Below are 22401 nucleotides of genomic sequence, written 5' to 3' on the forward strand. Positions count from 1 at the left end.
CGATGCACGACAGTGTGATAAAACGCCCCCTTGCTTGCCTTTCCTTGCGTGATTTGATGTGAGGGGACAGTCACCCAGCAGCAAGGCAAAGCGTTATGGCAACTTGGGACGATCTAGAGGCAGAGCTTGATCTGTGGCATGCCGCAGGGGAGCAGCCGACATTCTGGTGGCGTGATGACGATGCAGAGGCACCGACCGATGCTTTGGGCCGCTTGATCGCTCTGACCGGGCGCCATAACGCGCCGCTGCATCTGGCCGTGATTCCAGTGGCCATTGATCGTGGCCTTGCTCCGATGCTGAAAGCAGCGCCGCATGTATGGTCAACGCAACACGGCTTTGCCCACAAAAACCACGAGCCCAAAGGCATGCGTGCTTCAGAGGTCGGTGTGTCGCGCGATCTGGACCTGATCCACGCCGATCTTCGCACCGGCTGGCAGCGGATGCAGGCGGCCGAATTACCGAACCTGATACCGGTTATTGTGCCACCGTGGACCCGTATCGGAGAGCAGGTTCTGCCGCACCTGAACGGTTGGGGCTATCCTGTGCTGTCTACTTTTGATCGTCGGCCCTGTCCGGCACCTGTTGCGGGCCTTACGCACTATAACGCCCACATCGAACCTTTGCGCTGGCGCCCCGATGCGCGTTTTGCCGGCGAGGAAAAGACGCTTGCGCAATGCGTCACCCATCTGCGGCAGCGCCGCACCGAAGGAGACGCGTCCGAACCGACCGGCCTGTTGACCCACCACCTCCAGACCCCTGACGAAGTTTGGGATTTTTGCGATGCGCTGGTCACGCGGCTGAACCACAAAAACCGCGTGCGGTGGATAACATTGAACGATGAAATGAAAGAGCAGTCCCATGGTTGATATCGCCTACGCCCGCCCCGAAGAGCGCGAAGAGATCGCGCAATTCATGAATACTGTTTTTAAACGGGCGAAATGGGACATTGATGGCTGGCGCAGATTGCTGGCCGGTCGGTGGTGTGGACCGGAAGGACGCTATGCCATCGCCGTTCGTGACGAAGGGCGGCTGATCGGAGTACTGGGTCTCGTCTATGCAGACCGGATGACGACCGGGGGACGGCGCACAACGGCGGATATGACCTCATGGTATGTCCTAGGCGATTATCGCGGACAGGGGATCGGGCAGAAGATGCTCGCGCTTGCCACTTCCGATCCTGAGGTGACTGTTACGAACTTCTCATCTGCCAAGGCAGCGGTGAGCGTATTGGTCAACGCCGGACTTACAGTGCTGGATAAGGAACGTCTGGTTTGGCACCCACGCACGCCCGAGGCGGGGTTCAAGCTGCATGATGATCCGCTCAGTTTGGGGGATCGTATCAGTGAAAAGGACCGGAAAGTGGTGGCCGACCATCAGGGATTGCGTTTGCGGCACCTGACGGTTGAAACGCCGGACGGTCTGGTCACGCTGGTCGTCTATCCGCAAAAGAAACACGATGAGTATACCACGCATGAGATCATGTATCTGGGTAATCAACCGTTGTTTGCCCGCTATGCTGCACAGATCGCCGCAGCGGTTCTGCCGAGTGAAGGCGCGATTCTGTCGCTTGACCGTCGCTTTGCCGCACCGGGGATTGAATGTGATGAAGTCCGCGAGTTTGCGACGCCCCGATACTGTCAGCCCGGTCTTTTGGCCCCGTCTGAGATCGATATGTTGTATTCTGAATGCGTCTTGCTGAACATCAAGATCCACTGACGTGATCTGTTCGTATGGCCGGATAGCCGTGCCTTGATAGACACGGCCAGCGACATGCCATCGCGTTTATCAATCTGAAACCAGTTCCAAGGTAAGCCTGCGCACATGCACGCGGCGATGCTTGTCTTTTGGCAGGCGGCTCCGATGCAGGGCGTAGCTGTGGGAGATATCCGGATGCTTACTGGGATCAGAAATCTGAAGATCGGGGTTAAGCTGCCGGTCATCATCGGGGTGTTGGTGGCAGTAACGATTGCCATCCTTACTGCGTCGAACATGATCCTGACCGGTGCGGTTCTCAAGCAAGCTGCACGTGAAAAACTGGAAAGCGTGGCGACCCTAACGTCAAAAAACATTTCGACGCTTTTGCATACGATCGAGCGTGATCTGAACCAGACAGCGGAACGACCGTCCACCATTCAGGCGGTTCTTGCGCTGACCGACGGTTTCAAAAGCACGCAAAATGCTCTGGATACGCTGACCCGCACTTATATCACCGAAAACCCTGCGCCCTTGGGCGAGAAGGATGCGCTGGTCAAGGCGGACACCGGATCAAGTTACGGGTTCATCCATGCGGTCTATCATCCTGTTTTCAACAGCTTGCAGGACAGCATGGGGTATTATGACATCTTCCTTTTCGACACCGAAGGAAACCTTGTCTACAGCGTTTTCAAAGAGAGAGATTTCGCCACCAACATGTTGACTGGCGAATGGAAGGACAGCGGCCTTGCCGAGGCATTCCGGCGAGGTTTGGAGCTTCCCCAGCACAGCGCACCTGCATTTGTCGATTTTGCGCCCTATGCTCCCAGCAATGATGCCCCTGCCGCATTTATATCCCGTCCCGTTTTTAACGGGCAGGGAACGCTGGTCGGTGTGCTGGCCTATCAGATGCCGGTTGACTGGCTTAATGCGACCGCCGCCGATCTTGAGGGGCTCGGGGAGACGAGCGATGGTTTGGTCGTGGGTGCGGACGGGCAATTGCGCACCGATTCTGTTCAAACATCTCAGGATGACACGTTGAAAATACTTCCGGGGTGGGATCATCTTTCCCAACTTGATGAAGCCGCAGGTGGGCATTTCGATGGTATCGGACATTATCAACAACAGGTAATGGGCTTTCGTGCGCCGGTAGAAGGGCTCGACTTGCAGTGGTCTGCAATAGTCCAACAGGACAAGAGTGTTTTGATGGCGGGGCGGACATGGGCCGTCCTTCTTTCAGGCGTTGTCTCACTTATAATACTCGCTTCGGCCCTGTTTATCGCACTGCTATTTTCAAAAGCTGTCACGCGCCCAATCCAGAACCTTACCACCACAGTCAAAGCTGTGGCTGGCGGCCATCTCGACGATGCTGTGCCCGGAAAGGAGCGCGAGGACGAGATCGGTGATTTGGCCCGCGCGACAGAAATATTCCGACAAAATGCGATCGAACGGGAACGGCTGATGGCCGAGCAAAAGACCGCACAGGCGCAGATGCAGGCAATGAACCGAGAGCGTGAGGCCGCTGCTGAGGACTCCATCAGGCTCGCCCGTGAGCGGCAAGAAATTGATGAGCGGCGCGCCGTGGAAACCCAAAACATGATGCGCGACTTGGGCACATCTTTCGGTGAAGTGGTAGAGTCCGCGATCGCTGGCAGGTTCTCGGACCGTGTCAAAGCGGATTTCAAGAATGAGCACCTCATAATGCTTGCGACGAACATCAACAGCCTGATGGAGGCTGTGGACCATGGCATCACCCAGACTGGCACACAGCTGGCCAGAGTGGCAGCCGGAGATTTGACGCAGAGGATGGAAGGGAATTTCAAGGGTGCTTTCGCTGACCTACAGAATAACGTGAACACGATGATCGATGCACTTACGCTTTTGATCGGTGACATTTCCGAAAGCGGGCTGACCCTTTCCGGCTCTTCAGAAGAGCTTCGCCAGACCGCTGATCAGCTTTCGCGGCAGGCAGAACAGAACGCGGCTTCGGTCGAGGAAACATCCGCAGCTCTTGAGGAATTGGCAGCCAGTTTGAAAAATGTGAGTGCAAACGTGGATGAAGTACGCACAACCGCGATTGACGCGAGCACGGCGGCCCAGTCGAGCGAGGTTATCGCGTCGGAGGCGGCGGAATCGATGGACCGGATCGCAGAAGGCTCGACCGAGATTTCGCGGGTGACAGCTGTCATTGACGATATCGCTTTCCAGATCAATCTGCTTGCACTGAATGCAGGCGTAGAAGCGGCACGTGCGGGAGACGCAGGACGAGGCTTTGCCGTGGTCGCGTCCGAGGTCCGCTCGCTCGCCCAACGTGCAAGTGATGCCGCGCAAGAGATCGGAACAGTCATCAAACAAAGTGATCATGCGGTGAGCGAAGGTGTGACCAAAGTTGCAAGCGCAAAGATGTCCCTCGAAAACATTGCCAAAAGCGTCTTGGAAATCTCGGCAAGCGTTAACGAGGTATCAACCGCAGTGACCGAACAATCCGCGGGTATCAGCGAGATCACAAACGCAGTGGGCCATATTGATGCTGTCACGCAAAAGCAGGCGGCATCTTTCGAAGAGGTCACGGCCTCAAGTCACGTTCTGGCTGATGAGGCCCGTGATCTGCGTGCGACAACTTCGCGCTTCAGAATTAGTGAGAATGTTCATGCGGGCGGCAGCGAAAAAGATGATGGTTTCATTGATGGTGAACAGGCACAAGACACGGCAGGGTCCGGGTCGGTCGCCGCTTGAGAATAGTGTTCTGGCCAGCTGTTGGATGTCGTCGATGGCCACCCTTTACCGTCAGGTTTTGAACAGCATCGCGAATATAGGGGCACCCGGAATAACAATGATTATCCGCAATACATGGTGGGCAATGACAAAAGCCATATCCGCACCGACGATCAGTGCCAGAACGGTTAGCTCTGCCTGACCACCCGGCGCAAAGGCGAGCAGGGTTTCCATCGGTGGGGCAAGACCCGCAGCATAGATAACTTCCGCGAAAATCACTGTCAGGATGATGAGGATCACACAAAACCCCAGACCCGCTGTTAGATCCCGACGGATCTCGGTCAGTGAAATTCCGGCATACTTTGCGCCGACAGACATCCCGATAAAGAACTGTGCGGCGCAGATCGCCTCAACCGGAGGACGATGATGTAATACACCGACAAGTGCTAAAGCCGCCGCAGCGATAAGCGAGCCAAGAATAGACGCACCGAATAAGCCGATCCGCTTAGCGATCTGCCAGCCAAAAAGTGCGCAAAGCACCATCATCAAAAGCTGATCGGGCGGGATACTTACGACAGGCGCACCGGGCGGGGTGCTCAGATCCGCTTGCCAAACGCTTTGCAAAAGAAACGGCAGCGCCACGACGATTACCAGAACGCGGGTTGCATGGATCAAAGACATGGCCCTGACATTGCCGCCTGCTTCTTCACCAAAGACCAGCATATCCTGCGAGCCGCCGGGCATCGTTGCATAGTAGCTGGTGGCAAAATCATAGCCCCAGACACGATGAAAATAGGGTACGCCGATGACACTTATGACGCCATCCATCACTGGTATCATCAATAAAGTTGGCCAAAAGCCCAACAACGTAAAGAGTAAAGCCTGCGTAAATGTGGCACCGACGACGACGCCGAGAATGGTGCGCATCGCTTCGTTCAGGGGTTTGTTTCCGCCCATTGGCACACCAGTCAACGCGGCACTTAAGCAGGCGAAAATTGGCCCCAGCAGCCCTGGCAGGGGCAGTCAGCGGTAGTGAAACACTGCGACGCTGATCGACGCGATAACAAATGTGAAGCCGATTTGCATCAGGTGCGCCACCAGCCGCCGAGCGTTTCGGCCGACACTGCTTGTTCGTAGCATCCCGATATCACGCCGCCCGAGAACAATATCGACACAGCGGTAGAGATAGAAACGCGCATGAAGGCCGATCCGACGATGTCAGTTATTGGCCGGATCATGTGGACTACTGTCGAGAATGCCAAGTACAAAGCACGAATGTATCGGCCTGTTTGACGCAAAAGGGTCTCTGCCGCGCGATGGCCTGATTAGAGATCCCGCATATGCCCCACCTGTCAGTGCCTAAAGAGCAACTTCGATCAGTCGCGGTCCGGTGCTTTCCAATCCGTCAGCGAGCGCATCCTCAAGCTCAGTGCAAGTGGTCACGCGACTGGCAGATACGCCCATCGAATGCGACATCTCCACCCAGTTGAGCGCGGGGCGGTCGAGCGAAAGCATGTCGATCGCACGAGGACCAGGGTTCTGGACTCCCACGTTCGTCAGCTCCCCGCGCAGGATCTGATAGCTGCGGTTGGCGAAGATCAACACTGTTATATCAAGGTCCTCGCGGGCCATGCTCCATAGCGCTTGCACCGTGTACATCGCCGATCCATCACCGGTCAGGGCCATCACTTTGCGATCTGGGCAAGCGACGGCGGCACCAATGGCGGCGGGCAGCCCATACCCGATAGAGCCCCCGCAGTTGTTAAGCCAAGTATGCGCGGGTGCACCTTGCGTCGCAGGGAAGAAAGCGCGGCCTGTGGTGACGGATTCGTCCACAACGATCCCGTTTTCGGGGATCGCCCTGCCGATCAACGTGGCAAGACTGTCGAGCGTGATCGGTCCTTCGGGACGGTCGGGAAGGTCTGCTTTGGCGACATGCGCGGGTGCTGTTTCTTTGGCTTCGGTCGCCACGCAAAGCGCTTCAAGTGCAGAAGTCAGATCAGTACCTGCGGGTGCGAGCGGAACGATTTCGGCATCCGGAGCCGTCAGAACAGCCGGTTTGCCGGGATAGGCGAAAAAACCGATGGGAGGGCGGGCACCTACTAGGACGATACGTTTGAACGGTGCCAGTACCTTGAGCGCGATATCAATCGGATAGGGAACGCGACCTACGATCACACGTCCCGCACCCCGCTCCATCCGTGCATTGGCCCACTCAGACTGCAGTTTGCATCCGGTCTTTGCAGCGATCTGTCCCGCGATGTGAAGGTTGTCTTCGGTCAGGGCCGCGCCACCCAAGAGCAGCAGGCTTTCCGGTCCCAAAAGCGCCTGGGCTGCATCAGCAAGCAGGTTGATTGCGAATACTTCCGGTTCGGGGACGGGCAGGGGATCATGCCGCACGCCCCCTTCGTTCCAAGCCGTGTCGCTGGGCAAAATCAGCGATACGATCTGGCCGGGAGCAACCTGCGCTGCCTGAACCGCGCGTGCGGCATCTTCACCCACAGTTGCGGCGGATTTCGACGTGTGCACCCAATGGGAAACGGGTCGTGCAATCCCTTCGATGTCGGACATCAAGGGCGCATCCAGCTCGATGTGGCTGGCGGCATGTTCGCCAATGATGTTGACCACGCCCGAGCCTGCTTTCTTCGCGTTGTGAAGGTTCGACAGGCCATTGGCCAGACCGGGACCGAGGTGGAGCAGGGTGGACGCAGGTTTGCCCTTCATCCGCCAGTATCCATCCGCAGCACCTGTGGCGACACCTTCCTGCAACGCCAGCACGGAGCGCATGCCGGGGATGTGGTCGAGAGCCGCAACAAAATGCATCTCTGACGTGCCGGGGTTGGTAAAGCATACGTCCACACCGCTATCGATCAGCGTATGTACCAGACTTTCGGCTCCGTTCATTGTCGGTGTATCGCTCATGCTTTTGGCTCCGGTGTGTTGGCCCAATAGGGGACGCGTAGGTCTTTCTTCAGTATTTTTCCGATGGTGCTGCGCGGCAGGCTATTGCGTATTTCTACGCCGGCAAGGCGCTGGCTTTTGCCAAGCACTCCATTCGCGCGGTCGCGGATGTCGTCGGCACTGCGGGTCGCGCCATTGCGCAGGACAACCAGCCCCAAGGGCGTTTCGCCCCAAGCATCGGACGGGATGCCGATTACGGCGGCGTCGGTCACGTCGGGGTCTTCAAGCAGGACAAGCTCTAGATCATTGGCGTAAATGTTCAAACCGCCAGAAATGATCATGTCTTTCTTGCGGTCGGACAGCACCAAAAAGCCATCGGCGTCAAAGCTGCCCATATCGCCGGAGCGGAAGTACACCTCGCCCTCTGCGTTGCGCCAGATGTAGTCTGCAGTCAGGTCATCCCGGCCATAGTAGCCTGCCATCATGGTTGGTCCGCGCCCGCAAATCTCGCCCACAGTGCCTTGTGGGACTTCTTTGCCCGCGCCGTCGATCAGCCGGATGTCATTGCCGGGGGCCAATTTGCCAACAGTGTGCAATTTGGTCGGAAATTCGTCAGCCACGAGAACAGTTACACCGCCACCTTCGGTAAGGCCGTAGTATTCGATGAGCTTGCCGGGGAAGCGGGCCAGAACGTCTGCTTTGACATCGGCGCGCAGAGGGGCGGAGGTTGAGAATTTGACGCGCATTGAAGACAGATCAAAGTCATCGAAGTCCGGCACATCCATGATGCGTTTGTATTGCACAGGGACAAGCATCGTATGAGTTATCTTCTCTGCCTGCACGATCTCAAGATACCCGAGTGCGTCGAACTTTGGCATAAGATGTACGGTCGATCCGCCAAACAACGTGGGGACAAAAGCCACAATGGTGGTGTTGGAATAGAGCGGGGTCGAGATGAGCGTGCGGGCGTTGTCATCGTAGCCGTTGGGTGTCACGCGGTCCATTTGCGCGGCGCGCATCGCGTGGTTCTGCACGATCCCTTTCGGAGTGCCGGTGGTGCCGGATGAATAGATCAGGTTGAACGGGTCATCCATGTCGATCGGGATCATCGGGTCGGTCTTGGCGGCAGCGTCCAATGCGGCGATATATGGCGTATAGTCAGGGTGTTCGAAATCAATTGCAAAGCGTTCAATCGGGAGGTCGCGCAGGAAGCCGTCCACCAGATCGAGGTATTGCTTTGCGACGAAAATCGCCTTTGGCGCACTGTCGCGCAGCATTTTTTCGAGCGCCTGCGGAGATGCCATGGACGACAGCGGTGTGACGCATCCGCCCGCACGGATGATGCCCATGAACAAGGTCGCGTAGGGGATGGAGTTGGGCGACAGGATTGCCACATTTCCCTGACGCTCAAGTCCGAGATCAAGCAGCAGATTGGCCACCGCGTTCAGGTCAATGTCGAACGCGCCCCACGACAGGCGCTGGTCGCCGCAAACCAGCGCCAACCTATCTGGATGCGACTTGGCGTTGCTGCGGATGCGGTCAACGATTGTTTCAGACAGGCTGGCTGGCGGAATAGGTGGATTTATCGGGATCATATCAGCCTCAGGCGGGGGTAGGTTCGGCGGCTTTGGCCCGCCATGCAATCAACATCGGTATGGCGCAAAGGGCGGCACCCATCAGAAAGGACGCACCATAGCTGAGATCAATAAGATCGGTCTTGGGTTTTGCGATCAGCAAGCCCCCAAAGAACAGCACGATCCGCAGGGGGATGCCCGCTGACCCCGTCAGGGGACCGACCAGACTGATATAACCCTGAAACGCGGATGAGATCATCGCAACACCGATAAGTGCACAGCTTAGTGCGACAACGATCTCCCAAGCGGGGGCCTGACCAATCAGCGCGGGGTTAAGAACGAAGAGGAACGGAGCGATATAGATCACACCCCCGAGACGCATCGCTTCGAACCCTGTTGCGATGGGGTTGGAACCGGCCATTGTGGACGCCGCGAAGGCACCCAAAGCCACCGGTGGTGTGATATAGCTGACCATCCCCCAGTAGAGGATGAAAAGGTGTACCGCGAGCGTGTTCAGTCCGCCGGTTTCCAGCGCAGGTGCCAGAACCACGGCCAGGAAGATATAGCAGGCGGTGACCGTCATCCCCATGCCAAAGATAAATGCCGTAAGCGCGCCCATCAGCAACAATACCAGCGTGTTGTCGCCAGCCATAAAGACCAGCTCGTTCACCAGTGTGCCTGCCAGACCGGTGGCAGAGAAGGACCCGACGATAAGCCCGACACCAAGAAGGATGGCAGTCAGCTCGGCCAACCCCATACCAACGCCGACGATCATATTGCCCAGACGTTCCATGTTCAGGCGATAACGTGCGCGGAACTGGTTTACCGCCAGCAAAAGTGCCGTGGCGTAGAAGGGAGCAGAGGTCTCCTGACGCAGGCCGATCATCATGTAGAGCAGCAGCGCGAAGACGAAGATATACGGCCAGCCCTCTTTCATCACGGCCCGTAGAACGGGCAGGTCGGGTTTGGGCAGGCCACGCAAACCGCGACGGGCGGAATAGGCGTCGATCTGTGCAAACAGACTCCAGTAGTAGAGGATGCTTGGTATCGCCGCGGCAAGCGCGATTTCCACGTATGGGCGCGACAGGAAGGACGCCATGATAAAGGCTGTGGCCCCCATGATAGGTGGCATCAATACGCCGCCCGTGGAGGCGCAGGCCTCGGTCGCCGCGGCAGTCTTGGCGCTGAAACCGGTCTTGCGCATCGCAGGGATGGACACAGCACCGGTGGTCAGAACGTTGGAGATCACGGAACCGGACATGGAGCCCATAAAGCCACTGGCAAAGATCGAGACCTTCGCCGCGCCACCCCGATAGCCGCCAACCATACCAAGTGCGAGATCATTGAAGAACTGGCCGCCACCGGTACGTTGCAGCACGGCACCAAATAGGATGAAGCCGATGACAACGCCGCCAAAGGCTTTCATCGGAATACCGAAAGAGCTTTCGGCGGAATAGATATGATAGGGCACGGTCTGCATGAACGTGCTTTGAAAGCCCGAGAACGGATCAGGCACGTGACCGGCGAAAGTCGGATAGAAGGCAAAGAGCACAACGATCAGAAACAGGATCAAACCGCCTGCGCGGCGCGTCGCCTCAAGGATCAGAAAGAAAAATACGACTGAAACGTATTGGGCCGTTTCGGGGGCGGCATATTCCCAGCCTTGCGACAGGTTGGTCTGCGCAGTTTGAGACAGGTATCCGGTGGTGGCAAGCGAGAGCGCAAAGAGCAGCCAGTCCAGTATGGATGGCTGGCCACCCTTGCCGCCCCGCATCTGGAAAATCAGAAAAGTGAGGGCCAGAAAAAGCCCGCCGAGGATATAAAGGTAACGTCCTTCAATCAGGACCAGTCCAAAAAGCTGCGCATTGAAGAGCTGGTTGATCACCAGAACAAGCGAGAGCAGCGTACCGCCCACAACCACCCAGCGTGCAGGCCCGGCAAGCCGCTCTGCTGGAGTGGCACCATCAATGGCCACAGCTTCGATTTTGCCAGCGGCAGGGGATTTTGGATCAGTCATGGGAACCTCGGATGAACAGGCGATAAAACGACGTGGACCGGCCAGATGTTAAGCTGGCCGGTCCCGTAATTTCGACAAGATCAGAAGACGATGTTAAAACCGCCGTCTTCCAATGCCTTACGACGCGCTTCGGCCCAGGCTGAAGTCCAGTCTTCTGGGTTTTCTGCCTTGAGAGCTTCCCATGCGGACTGCAACGCGGCCTGACGTGCGATCAGCCCGTCATTGTGCGCTTGCGCTGCATCACTCCAGACGCCCGCTTCGGTGTAATAGCGGATGGCACCTTCGTGGTAAGGGACAACCCATTCCATGTTCTGCTTGTCCATGGACCAGCCACCGATACCGGGTGCCTTGCCATCATACTGCGGGAACAGCTCAACCATCGCTTTGGTCATGTTATAGACCAGATCGGCTTCGGTGCTCTCAATTGCGGTAAGAACAGGATAGGCATAGCCCGCGCCCTGATAGCCGTCTGTGCCATCAATCGTCGCGCCAACCTTGGCTTTGTTTACCTGAAAGAAGGGTGCGATGCCCTGCATTGCAGCAAGGCCATCGGTGTTTTCCGGATCAATCGGTGGCCAGAACAATCCGCGCGGACCTGCTTCGGCCTCATAAGCCTTGCCGGAGTTGGTGGAGGCAAATGCCGCATCAACCTGACCTTCGATGAGGCCGGTCCAGCTAGCCCCGAATCCGCCGAAATCTACACGTTCGACATCATCCCACGTCAGACCGCCATAGGCGAGGTATGCTTCGGTGTTCACGTTCAGCGCCGGTGCGCCAACGATATAGGCCACGCGCTTGCCTTTGAGGTCTGCATAGGTCTCGATTCCCAGATCACCGGCAACACCAACCGCCAGATTGATGGCACCACCATTGTTCGCCATCAGGACGCGAATAGGCTGTGGACCCCAGTTTTCCTCACCGAAATCAAACACGCCTTCCTGCGCCATGAAGCTGCCGCCGACACCGGTCGCGGAGAACTGTACACGACCCTGCCGCAGCGGTTCTGTGCGTGACACGTCATTCTTGCCGGGCAGCACGCGCAGGTTCACACCTGTGGCGTCTTGCAATGCCGCGCCGATGGCAACGGCTTGGTTGTATCCGGCAGAGCCTGTTCCGTAAGCGGTCCATGACAGCTGTTTAGGCAGCTCGATGTCGCTTGCAAAGGCAGCGGTAGCGGTCATGCACAAGGCTGCCGCAGCTGTTCTCAAGTAAATCATTTCATTCCTCCCATGTGTGGTTCCGGGTTCCGCATAAGCGGAATCTGATCCGGTCAAGCAATCAGCGCTTTTTGAAACGCAGTTTCGCTATGTGGAATGAGTATGGAGTTTGTTCAAAGGGTGTCAACACGACACGGGGTGCCGGAAAAGAATTTTAAGTCGAAAGGACCCAGCGTTACTTCAACACATTCAGCATCTTGGGGTTTCTCGTGTCAAGGTAACCTTCTGCCATTGCTGTAAGTCCGCCTAGGCATCCGGTTCGCGCACCAACATCGCAAGGCTTTCTGCGGTCAGGACCGGTTTGTTGCTTCCTGCACATTCCATCGTGTTCTCAGTTGTCATCAGATACCGTCGGTTTTTCTTTTTCTCGAAACCGGTCAGCTTTGAGTGCAGGCGAAGCTTTGATCCGGCGGGCACAGGGGCAAGGAATCGAACCTTGTTAAGTCCATAGTTTACAGCTGCCGAAGTGCCTTCGGGCACTACGCCAATCTCCATCGCCATCACGGACAGCATCGACAGCGTGAGGTAGCCGTGGGCCACTGGCCCGCCAAAGGGGCTTTCCTCCTGCGCCCGCTCCACATCGATATGGATCCATTGTGTATCGCCGGTGCAATCTGCAAACATGTTGATCGCTTCTTGTGTCACAACATGCCAGTCAGACGTGCCCAACGGTTCACCGACCATATTGCCAAGGGCATCATAAGTAAGTCTGTGGATGATCGCTCTCCTCATCTTGAGGTGCCGCCAGAAGTAGCGGTCCGGCCACGCAGGCCGGATCGATTTTATGCCGGTGAAGACCTTTTAAAAGGTCGGGTTCAGCTTTTCTTTTTCGGGGACAGTTCGTCGACGCTTTCCATGACGCGGGCCTTGATGACATCGAAAGATTCGACATTACCCTGACGCAGGATCTCGGCCATTTCCTGCGTTGTCTGCAGAGTTGCATCAAACGTCTTTTTGGCTAGGTCCATCGGTGCCGACATCATCTTTGAGGTATCCGCACCCGATGATTGGCTCTGCACAGAACTGGAAATATCCGCCATCGCCTTTTCCAGCGCTTCGCGCTGCTTTGCCATCAACGCCTGTGCACTGCCGGAGCTGACCTGCGCGGCGGCCTGGAGTGCCTGCAAATTCTTGCGGTGGTATTCCATCATGTCGTTCATGTCGGGACCGGGAATGCTCATCGAATTGCCGAAATTCTGAAACATATCCATGAAAGGATTGCCGCTGCTTTTGTCCGCCATCTTATGTCCTCCGATAATTCCACCCGAATGTGCCGGACGGTTGGTGTATGCTAGGCGGCGCTGCGCCCTTAAGACAAGGCCGGATTTGAAAGCAGACAGACGGCCACGTTTCCGCGACCGTCATCTTCGTTTGCCTTTAGCCCAGAACGGAGGCGATCGCGTCTTTGGTTACACTGACCACATGATCCGCTTCATCCCGTGTGAGACAGAAGGGTGGTGCGAACCCGATGGTATCGCCTTGAGGCATTGCGCGGGCGATCACGCCGCGATCCAACATCGCGGCCACGACGCGGGGCCCTGTCTTATCGCCCGCATCAAAGAAGACACGGTCGTCCCGGTCTTTTACCAACTCAACCGCACAAAGCATGCCTTCGCCGCGAATTTCACCGACATGCGCATGGTCACCCAAAGCCTGCGTCATTGCGTTGTTCAGGTGCGCCCCCACGGTGCCCGCGTTGCCGACCAGATTAAGTGAATCCAGGAGTTTCAGGTTTGCCACACCGGCAGCGGCACCGATGGGATGCGCCGAGTAGGTCCAGCCGTGGCCCAATGGCCCGTTCTCATCCGTACCCTGTTCCAACACTTTCCACATCCGGTCCGATACAATCGAGCCCGACAAAGGCGCATAGGCCGAAGTCAAACCCTTTGCGATTGTGATCAGATCAGGCTTCAGGCCGTAATGGTCCGACCCCATCATCGTGCCCAAACGGCCAAAGCCGGTGACAACTTCATCCGCAATCAGAAGGATGTCGTGCTTTTTCAGTACGGCCTGTATGGCATCCCAATACCCGGCTGGCGGCGGGACAATACCGCCGGTCCCAAGAACGGGTTCACCAATAAACGCGGCAATCGTATCCGCGCCTTCGCGCTCGATCAGCGCTTCCAGTTTGGACACGCAATCGGCTGTAAAAGCTGCCTCGTCCATGGAGCGGTCGTCGCGGCGATAGAAATACGGGGCCTGCGTGTGCACAACCTGCGACAGCGGCAGATCGAATTTATTGTGAAACAGCTCAAGCCCGGTGAGCGATCCCGTCATCAGGCCTGATCCGTGGTAGCCGCGCCACCGCGCGATGATCTTTTTCTTTTCCGGTCTTCCAAGGATGTTGTTGTAGTACCAGACCAGTTTGATGTTGGTTTCGTTCGCGTCCGAACCGGACATTCCGAAATAGACATGGTTCATGCCTTCTGGTGCGCGTTCCGCCACCATGCGGGACAGGGTGATCGAGGCTTCGGACCCGTGTCCGGCGTAAGAGTGGAAATAGGCCAGCTCATGCGCTTGCGCGGCAATGGCGTCTGCGATTTCGGTACGCCCGTAGCCCACATTCACACAATAAAGCCCAGCAAATGCATCAAGCGACGTGTGCCCTTCGCGGTCTGTGATGTGAACCCCTTCAGCACCCTTGATAATCCGGTTTCCGATTTCGCGGCGGGCGAACTGGCCCAGATGGGTGGACGGGTGAAAAAAGTGATCGTGGTCCCATTGGGTCAATTGATCGTTCGTCATCGGGTTGGACATAATATTCTCCGGCAGCGCGTTCATTTGCGCCAACACCACCATGCCACAGACACAAAGGAAACCCCCCGTCTGGTATTGAACGCTTGTCAGCCGATGAAAAACGCACCACGGTTTCCTGTGAAGCCGAACGATGCGAGGGCACAGGGTATGACCGATCCAGATGCAAATTTCACCACCGCAGAATACGAGGGGCGCATTGCCAGAACCCGCGCCGCGATGGAGCAGCGCGGACTGGACGCGATCTTTGTCACCGATCCATCAAACATGGCGTGGTTGTCGGGCTATGACGGGTGGTCATTCTATGTGCATCAAGGCGTAATTCTGCGGCAGGAGGGGGAACCCGTCTGGTGGGGACGTGCGATGGATGCGCTGGGCGCCGAACGCACAGTTTTCATGACCCAAGACGGCAGCATCCGGGGATATGACGATACCTTTGTGCAAAACCCCGACAAACATCCGATGCAGGAATTGACCAGACTTCTGGGTGAGCTGGGTCTGGAAAAGGCTCAGATAGGAGTTGAGCTGGACAACTACTATTACACTGCTGCAGCGCACCATTCCCTGACCAAAGGACTTGCGCGGGCGACCTTTCATGATGCTACGGGACTGGTAAACTGGCAGCGGGCGATCAAATCGGATGGCGAGATTACATATATGCGCCGCGCTGCGCGTATTGTCGAAGGGATGCATGCGCGCATTCTGGAATGCGCCGAGCCGGGGATGCGCAAGAACGACCTTATCGCGGAAATTTATGCGGCTGGGATCAAAGGGGCGGATGGCCACTGGGGCGACTATCCGGCAATCGTGCCGATGGCTCCCTCGGGAATGGATGCGACTGCACCGCATCTGACGTGGGATGACAAGCCAATGCGCAAGGGCGAGGCCACGTTTTTTGAGATTGCAGGCGCGCACCGTCGTTATCAGTGTCCTCAATCACGCACGTTGTTTCTGGGCGATGTGCCGCAAAAGTATCGTGATGCGGAGGCTGCCGTGCTGGACGCTATGGACGCGGCACTTGAAAAGGCCAAGCCCGGCAATCAGGCCCAGGACATCGCCAACGCTTTCAACACAACGCTCAACAAGGCGGGGTTTGAGAAAGACAGCCGTTGCGGTTATGCGATCGGCATCAGCTACCCGCCAGATTGGGGAGAGAGAACAATCTCGTTCCGCCGGGGCGACACGACCGTCCTCCAACCGGGCATGACATTCCATTTCATGCCGGCGCTCTGGCTTGATGATGGTGGCCTTGAGATTACCGAGCCAATCCTGATTAATGACACGGGCCACGAATGTCTGTGCACAACGCCGCGCGAAATGTGGGTGAAGGCATGACGCAATCTGCCATTGTGCCGACAATCCCTCTGGATGCCGATGGTGTGCACCACGGTTTTCTGAAACTGCCTTATAGCCGTGATGACAGCGCGTGGGGTTCTGTGATGATCCCGATAACAGTGGTTGGAAACGGGCAGGGGCCAACCGCGCTGATAACCGGTGCCAATCACGGCGACGAATACGAAGGGCCGATTGCGTTGCAGGAACTAGCGCTGACGCTAAGGCCTGAGGACATCACCGGACGTGTAATCATTTTGCCGATGATGAACCTTCCTGCGTTTGCTGCAGGCCTGCGATGTTCTCCGATAGATGGCTTGAATATGAACCGCAGCTTTCCGGGACGCCCGGACGGCACCGTCACGCAAAAAATATGCCACTACATCGCAACAGTGCTGGTGCCGCAGGCCGACATCGTGCTGGATTTCCATTCTGGTGGGCGCACACTTGATTTCTTGCCCTTCGCAGCCGCGCACATTCTGGAAGATAAGTCACAAGAGGCTGCATGCATGGCGGCGATGCAGGCATTTAATGCGCCGTATTCTGTGCGGATGCTTGAGATCGACAATGTCGGCATGTTCGACACAGAGGTTGAAGAACAAGGCAAGGTCTTTGTCACCACCGAACTGGGGGGCGCGGGCACAGCATCTGCAAAAACCGTTGATATCGCCCGCCGCGGTATCCGAAACCTCCTGATCCATGCAGGTATTCTGACAGGTGACATCGATGTGCGAGAGACAGTGCAACTGGACATGCCGGACGCCAGCTGTTTCATTTTTTCAACAGAAGCTGGCATGATCGAATATCTCGTAGAGATGGGCGATGATGTGAAGAAAGACCAACCGGTTGCAAGGATTTGGCCAATCGACCGGACGGGGCAGGCCCCGCAGGTGTGTCATGCCGCGCGCAGCGGCGTGCTGGCTGCGCGGCATGTGCCGGGGCTGGTCAAGATGGGAGACTTTGTCGGACTGATCGCCGTCAGAGTTTAACCCAAGCCGCATTGCGCGCCGAGGAACGCACACAGGCGTCGATGAATTCAACGCCACGCAGACCATCCTCTATCGTGGGATACACGACACCTGGGGGCAAAGGCTTGCCGTTCCGCTTGGCCTCGATCGCCTCTGCCGCCTCGCTATAAATATTGGCAAAGCCTTCAAGATACCCTTCGGGGTGGCCCGGCGGAATACGGCTGAGCCGCGCTGCCGCATCGCCAGCGCCGGCCCCGTTGCGGGTGATGAGCCGTTTAGGTTCTCCGAAAGGCGTATGCCAAAGATAATTCGGATCTTCCTGCGCCCATTCCAGTCCGCCTGTCTCTCCATAAACGCGGATGCGCAGCGCGTTTTCATTGCCCGGGGCAACCTGCGAACACCAGAGCATGCCTTTGGCTCCGCCTGCAAACCGAAGCATTACATGGCCGTTGTCGTCGACCTGCCTGCCTGGAACAAATGCGTCCAGATCAGCTGCAAGGCTTTCGACCTCAAGACCCGTTATGAAACGTGCGAGGTTATGCGCGTGGGTGCCGATATCGCCAGTTGATCCGCCTGCACCGGACCGCGCAGGATCGGTGCGCCACTCGGCCTGCTTGAACTCTTCGTGGTTGGTCAGCCAGTCTTGGGGGTATTCCACCTGCACCACGCGAATTTTGCCGATCTCCCCGTTTGCAACCATTTCGCGGGCTTGGCGAACCATCGGATAACCGGTGTAGTTATGCGTAAGAACAAACAGCGCATCGGATTGCTCAGCTGCTTTGGCAAGCTTTTTTGCGTCTGCGAGGGTCGAGGTCAGTGGTTTGTCGCAGATCACATGGATGCCACGTTTGAGAAATTCCCGTGCGGCGGCATAGTGCACATGGTTTGGCGTGACGATGGCCACCGCTTCGATCCCTTCCTTCAGCCGCGCCTCGCGGATCGCCATCTGTTTGAAGTCATCATATATGCGCGGCAGGCCAAGTGCCTCGCCCGATGCCTGTGCCTTTTCAGGCGTCGAGGACAGCGCCCCCGCCACAAGCTCATAACGGTCATCAATACGCGAAGCGATGCGGTGAACCCCGCCGATAAAGGCGTCATTGCCGCCGCCGACCATGCCTAAACGAATTCTTCGTGTCATCTGGATTTTCCTTTCAGAAATGGAAACACCCCGTTCTGAAAACAGAACGAGGTGCATCTTCTCTCACGGTCATCGGCATCCCTGCCTGTCCCGCACTTGTGAGTTTTTCGTGATTGTCTGAATAAATCATTAACCAAAACCCCTTTTGAGACCTCGGATGCCTCCGGCGGGGATATTTGTAGAGAAAAGATGGCCAGGACGGCTCTCCAGTAACCTGCGACCGTCCTTTGTTGAGATGGCATACCATCTTTTCTCCTTAAATATCCCCGCCGGAGGCTCCCGAAGATTCTGCACTTTATTCGGCATACTATTCGCCAATACCCAGCATCTTGCGATTTGCAGCCTCGTCGGTGCCACCATCCGCAAAGTCATCGAAAGCGCGCTCGGTCACGCGGATGATGTGCTCGCTGACAAACTGTGCGCCTTCGCGTGCGCCGTCCTCAGGGTGTTTGAGGCAACATTCCCATTCGACAACGGCCCAGCCATCAAAATCGTTTGCTGCCATCTTGGAAAACACGGCACCGAAATCGACCTGACCGTCGCCCAAACTGCGGAAACGTCCCGCACGGTCAGCCCAAGGTTGATAGCCGGAATAGACGCCTTGCCGCCCTGTGGGATTGAACTCGGCATCCTTGACGTGGAACATCTTGATGCGATCCTTGTAGATGTCGATGTTGTCCAAGTAATCGAGGCATTGCAGCACATAATGTGATGGATCGTAGAGCATGTTGCACCGCGCGTGATTGTCGACACGCTCCAAAAACATCTCGAAGGTCACGCCGTCATGCAAGTCTTCGCCTGGGTGAATTTCGTAGCAGATATTAACGTCGTTGTCCTCTGCGTGGTCCAGAATGGGCCGCCAGCGTCTGGCCAGTTCGTCAAAGGCTGTTTCAATCAATCCGGCAGGACGTTGGGGCCATGGATAGACGTAAGGCCATGCCAGTGCGCCGGAAAAGGACACGTGGTTCTTGATCCCCATGTTGGCCGACGCAGTGATCGCCTTGATCACTTGATCGACGGCCCATTCCTGCCGCGCCTTGGGGTTGCCGTGCACGCCGGGATCGGCAAACCCGTCAAAAGCGGTGTCATAAGCGGGATGTACCGCGACCAGCTGACCCTGAAGGTGCGTAGAGAGTTCTGTCACCTCTACCCCATTCTCAACCGCCTGACCTTTGAACGTATCGCAGTAATCTTTGCTTTCAGCAGCTTTTGCCAAATCAAAGAGCCGTGCGTCCCATGACGGCACCTGGACGCCCTTGTAGCCACAATCGGCAGCCCATTTGGTGATTGCGTCCCAAGAGTTGAACGGGGCGTCATCGCCGGCAAACTGCGCCAGAAACAACGCCGGTCCCTTTATCGTCTTCATGTATGATCCTCCCAAATCATAAGCCGTGCTAAGGCGGCATATTTTCCTTTAGATAAACGTCGATGCGGATGCGTTCCTGTGCCAGATTGATCGGCATCCCGTCGGTATTTGCCCGCATAATACGCACCGCGCTGCGTACCAGATGCCCAGCATCCTGACTGATCACCGCATCGAATCGTCCCTGCGCGAGCGCGCTGCGTGACAGGGGCGTCAGCTCGTGCGCGACAACCACGGGGCGCGGAATATCGGGGTGTGTCTCAAAGTAGCGCAGTAAACCGTCGTTCCCTGCCGCTGACGAATAGACACCGATCACATCGTGGTTTGCGACGAACGCTTCGGGCAGCAGGCGTTGTATTAGTTCGGGATCGTCACGGCCCTCAAGCGATGCAAGCACCTCAAGGTCCGGAAAATCCCGCCCCATCACTTCGTCAAATCCAAGTCGCCGCTCTAGGTGGTCGCGGGCCAGCATAGAGCCGGTCAGCACAAGGATCTTGCCCTGCTTCCTGCCGAGAAAGCGACCAAGAAGCTGTGCGGCGGTCCGTCCAGCGGCGATGTTGTCGACGCCAATATAGTTGTCCCGCTCGGAGCTGGGGATGTCTGCCACCAGAGAGACAACCGTGACGCCGTGTGCCTTGAGGTGGGCCACTGAATCGCGCACTGATGGCGTCTCAGGCCCGAATATCGCAACGCCATCTACAGATGCCGGATCAATTGCATCAATGGCCTGGGCCAGAGCGATTGGATCGAAGGCGGCCACACGTACGAATGTCAGCTTGGTGCGTTCATGCCGCATGCTGCTATCGAGCATCCTGATCTGTGTCTCGAGCAGAGATAGAAACTCGTTCTCGTTCGATGGCAGGATAAACGTGAAGTTGTAAATCCGGCCACGGGCCAGATTGGCCGCAGCTGTATCGCGAACGTAGCCCAGTTGGGCAATCGCATTGTTGACCTTTTTCACGGTCACTTCGCGTACGCCGGGGCGCGCATTCAGGACACGGTCCACGGTCGCAAGACTAACCTCAGCGACACGGGCAATGTCGTTGATTGTCGGGTTGGGAAGGGAATCACTATGCTGTTTCATCGCGTCCTTCTGGCGGTATCACATGACCTTTGCCAGCCCCTCAAAAAGGCGGGCAACGGCTTCGGCACCGGGGTCGTTGTGACCGATGAGGTTCTCTTCGGGCACATATGACGCGCGCCCTGCTTTGGCCTGTCCAATAGAAGCTGTCGCATCCGCACCGCTACGTGCGGCGGCGGCCGCGGCGGCAATGCCATCTGGCAAGGCTTGCAAAGCCGGCTCAAGCGCATCGATCATAGTGCGGTGACCTTTTTGTGCTCCACCTACCTCACTGATGCGTTCCAACCCTGCCATGAGCGCCTTCGCTGTAGGTTTGCCGTTGGCACAGGCGTCCCCTGTGGCCCCAAAAAAGATGGCAAGGATGACACCGGATGAGCCGCCCATCGTCTGGCTTAGCTCATTGCTGATTGCACGGAAAAGCTGGGTCAGATCAGCCAGCGGCATCCTGTCCAGTGCACTTTTCAAAGCGCGGGCGGCAGTCGCAAGTGTGTTGCCAGTGTCGCCATCGCCTGATTTGGCATCCAGCGCATTGAGGTCGTCCTCGGCGGCGATCAGCAGGTCGCAGCATTGGGCGATGATGTCGCGGGTTTTGTCATTGGCGGAGGGGATGGGTTTGATCGGGCTCAGCCCGTCAGGCAAAGGCTGCGTTTTTACCGGCCCGATCATCATCATGCCGGGCCAAGCGGGCATATCAACAGGGGTGCCAAGGTGTCTTGCGTTGCTGTCGTCGACCGGCAGAACAGAAACAGAGAACCCGTGCATGTCGAGCGAGGTCATCAAAGGTGCGGGGCCAATGATGTGCTTGATGTTCTCCGCTTTGCTATTCGTGGCAAGTTCGTGCGCCAGCACGGACATCTCCAGCGGTGTTGTGCCGCCCAGATTGTTCAGGATCGCCACCTGAGGGCCATCCGCGATCTTTGATGACAGTTTGTCGAGCACCATGTCCATCGCCATTCGCGCGTCTTGGAAGGTCACTTGCTGTACACCCGCCTCGCCGTGAATGCCCAGACCAAGCTCGGCTTTGCCGGGCGCGATGCGGTCTTCCTTGGCGGAGCCGGGAACGGTGCAGGTGTCAAGCGACATACCGATAGACGCCATGTCGGTGATCGTCTTTTCTGCCGCTGCCGTGACGGTTGCCAAATCGGCACCGCCTTCAGCCAGGGCCCCTGCGATCTTGTGCACAAAAAGCGTTCCAGCCACGCCGCGCGGTTGCGGCAAGTGGGGTAGGGCGATATCGTCATCCACCACGACCATCGACACGTTCAGGCCAAAGGCCCGCGCACGTTCTGCCGCAAGGCCGAAATTCAGTCGGTCGCCGGTGTAGTTTTTCACGATCAGCAGACAGCCCGCTGTTCCTGTCACAGCCAGAATACCCGCCAGCACGGCGTCTACGGACGGTGACGCAAAGACTTCGCCACAAACCGCTGCGGTTAGCATTCCGGCCCCGACGAAGCCCGCGTGCGCAGGTTCGTGCCCCGATCCGCCGCCAGAGATCAGCGCGACGCGTGATTTGTCCCAATCCGTACGGCAGACCACCTTGATGTGCGGGTATCCGTCAAGCCGTGTCAGTGCCCCACCCGAGGTTTCAAGCAACCCGTCGATGGCGTCGGTGACCAGCGTGTCTTTTGCGTTTATGAACTGGCTCATGG

18 protein-coding genes are annotated in these 22401 nt (G+C 57.1%); 5 read left to right on the plus strand and 13 right to left on the minus strand.

What is annotated here, in order from left to right; all coding sequences use genetic code 11:
* Nucleotides 1-95: 95 nt before the first annotated feature.
* The 3 genes from Z946_RS0111590 (at nucleotide 96) to Z946_RS21110 (ending at nucleotide 4428) form a co-directional block, all read left to right on the plus strand.
* On the plus strand, nucleotides 96-866 hold the full coding sequence (locus tag Z946_RS0111590; RefSeq protein WP_025055901.1) for a polysaccharide deacetylase family protein: 771 nt from the start codon (nucleotides 96-98) through the stop codon (nucleotides 864-866).
* Nucleotides 859-1716, plus strand: coding sequence for a GNAT family N-acetyltransferase (locus Z946_RS0111595; protein ID WP_025055902.1), 858 nt, complete (start codon nucleotides 859-861; stop codon nucleotides 1714-1716). The genes Z946_RS0111590 and Z946_RS0111595 overlap by 8 nt, the downstream gene beginning before the upstream one ends.
* Before the next feature lie 105 nt (nucleotides 1717-1821).
* A complete protein-coding gene (locus Z946_RS21110) occupies nucleotides 1822-4428 on the plus strand; it encodes a methyl-accepting chemotaxis protein (protein ID WP_025055903.1) in 2607 nt (868 codons plus the stop codon).
* A 51-nt stretch (nucleotides 4429-4479) separates the two neighbouring features.
* Here the strand turns inward: Z946_RS21110 and Z946_RS20660 are convergent, their stop codons facing one another.
* The 9 genes from Z946_RS20660 to Z946_RS0111640 form a co-directional block, all read right to left on the minus strand.
* On the minus strand, nucleotides 4480-5430 hold the full coding sequence (locus Z946_RS20660) for an AbrB family transcriptional regulator (RefSeq protein ID WP_338152265.1): 951 nt from the start codon (nucleotides 5428-5430) through the stop codon (nucleotides 4480-4482).
* A gap of 62 nt (nucleotides 5431-5492) precedes the next feature.
* Nucleotides 5493-5669, minus strand: coding sequence for a hypothetical protein (locus tag Z946_RS21590; protein ID WP_160170278.1), 177 nt, complete (start codon nucleotides 5667-5669; stop codon nucleotides 5493-5495).
* A 97-nt stretch (nucleotides 5670-5766) separates the two neighbouring features.
* The gene (locus Z946_RS0111610; RefSeq protein ID WP_241461327.1) at nucleotides 5767-7329 is read right to left on the minus strand and encodes an acetolactate synthase large subunit; all 1563 of its coding nucleotides are present in this window, start codon (nucleotides 7327-7329) and stop codon (nucleotides 5767-5769) included.
* The gene (locus Z946_RS0111615; RefSeq protein ID WP_025055905.1) at nucleotides 7326-8903 is read right to left on the minus strand and encodes a class I adenylate-forming enzyme family protein; all 1578 of its coding nucleotides are present in this window, start codon (nucleotides 8901-8903) and stop codon (nucleotides 7326-7328) included. Before Z946_RS0111615 ends, Z946_RS0111610 begins: the two co-directional genes overlap by 4 nt.
* A gap of 7 nt (nucleotides 8904-8910) precedes the next feature.
* A complete protein-coding gene (locus Z946_RS0111620) occupies nucleotides 8911-10899 on the minus strand; it encodes a TRAP transporter permease (RefSeq protein ID WP_025055906.1) in 1989 nt (662 codons plus the stop codon).
* 80 nt (nucleotides 10900-10979) lie between these two features.
* Nucleotides 10980-12116 carry a TAXI family TRAP transporter solute-binding subunit gene (locus Z946_RS0111625; protein ID WP_025055907.1) on the minus strand — a complete coding sequence of 379 codons (1137 nt, stop codon included), beginning with the start codon at nucleotides 12114-12116 and terminating at the stop codon, nucleotides 10980-10982.
* Nucleotides 12117-12362: 246 nt separating this feature from the next.
* Nucleotides 12363-12848 (minus strand): MaoC family dehydratase, encoded by a 486-nt coding sequence (locus tag Z946_RS0111630; RefSeq protein WP_037969186.1) that lies wholly within the window; start codon nucleotides 12846-12848, stop codon nucleotides 12363-12365.
* A gap of 83 nt (nucleotides 12849-12931) precedes the next feature.
* Nucleotides 12932-13357 carry a TIGR01841 family phasin gene (gene phaP, locus Z946_RS0111635; RefSeq protein WP_025055909.1) on the minus strand — a complete coding sequence of 142 codons (426 nt, stop codon included), beginning with the start codon at nucleotides 13355-13357 and terminating at the stop codon, nucleotides 12932-12934.
* Between the two features lie 136 nt (nucleotides 13358-13493).
* On the minus strand, nucleotides 13494-14873 hold the full coding sequence (locus Z946_RS0111640; RefSeq protein ID WP_081780877.1) for an aspartate aminotransferase family protein: 1380 nt from the start codon (nucleotides 14871-14873) through the stop codon (nucleotides 13494-13496).
* Between the two features lie 147 nt (nucleotides 14874-15020).
* On the opposite strand from Z946_RS0111640, the gene doeA reads away from it, so the two are divergent.
* A complete protein-coding gene (gene doeA, locus Z946_RS0111645) occupies nucleotides 15021-16205 on the plus strand; it encodes an ectoine hydrolase DoeA (RefSeq protein ID WP_025055911.1) in 1185 nt (394 codons plus the stop codon).
* Nucleotides 16202-17191, plus strand: coding sequence for a N(2)-acetyl-L-2,4-diaminobutanoate deacetylase DoeB (gene doeB / locus Z946_RS0111650; RefSeq protein WP_025055912.1), 990 nt, complete (start codon nucleotides 16202-16204; stop codon nucleotides 17189-17191). The genes doeA and doeB overlap by 4 nt, the downstream gene beginning before the upstream one ends.
* On the opposite strand, the gene Z946_RS0111655 is transcribed toward doeB, so the two are convergent.
* The 4 genes from Z946_RS0111655 to Z946_RS0111670 form a co-directional block, all read right to left on the minus strand.
* On the minus strand, nucleotides 17181-18308 hold the full coding sequence (locus Z946_RS0111655) for a Gfo/Idh/MocA family protein (protein ID WP_025055913.1): 1128 nt from the start codon (nucleotides 18306-18308) through the stop codon (nucleotides 17181-17183). The two genes, doeB and Z946_RS0111655, sit on opposite strands and share 11 nt — an antisense overlap.
* A gap of 307 nt (nucleotides 18309-18615) precedes the next feature.
* Nucleotides 18616-19674, minus strand: a complete 1059-nt coding sequence (locus Z946_RS0111660; protein ID WP_025055914.1) for a sugar phosphate isomerase/epimerase family protein — start codon at nucleotides 19672-19674, stop codon at nucleotides 18616-18618.
* 28 nt (nucleotides 19675-19702) lie between these two features.
* Entirely contained in the window at nucleotides 19703-20755 is a 1053-nt protein-coding gene (locus Z946_RS0111665) for a LacI family DNA-binding transcriptional regulator (RefSeq protein WP_025055915.1), read from the minus strand.
* An 18-nt stretch (nucleotides 20756-20773) separates the two neighbouring features.
* Nucleotides 20774-22399 (minus strand): dihydroxyacetone kinase subunit DhaK, encoded by a 1626-nt coding sequence (locus Z946_RS0111670; RefSeq protein WP_025055916.1) that lies wholly within the window; start codon nucleotides 22397-22399, stop codon nucleotides 20774-20776.
* Between the last annotated feature and the right edge of the window lie 2 nt (nucleotides 22400-22401).

Source organism: Sulfitobacter noctilucicola (assembly GCF_000622385.1).
In the GTDB taxonomy this organism is placed as follows: domain Bacteria; phylum Pseudomonadota; class Alphaproteobacteria; order Rhodobacterales; family Rhodobacteraceae; genus Sulfitobacter; species Sulfitobacter noctilucicola.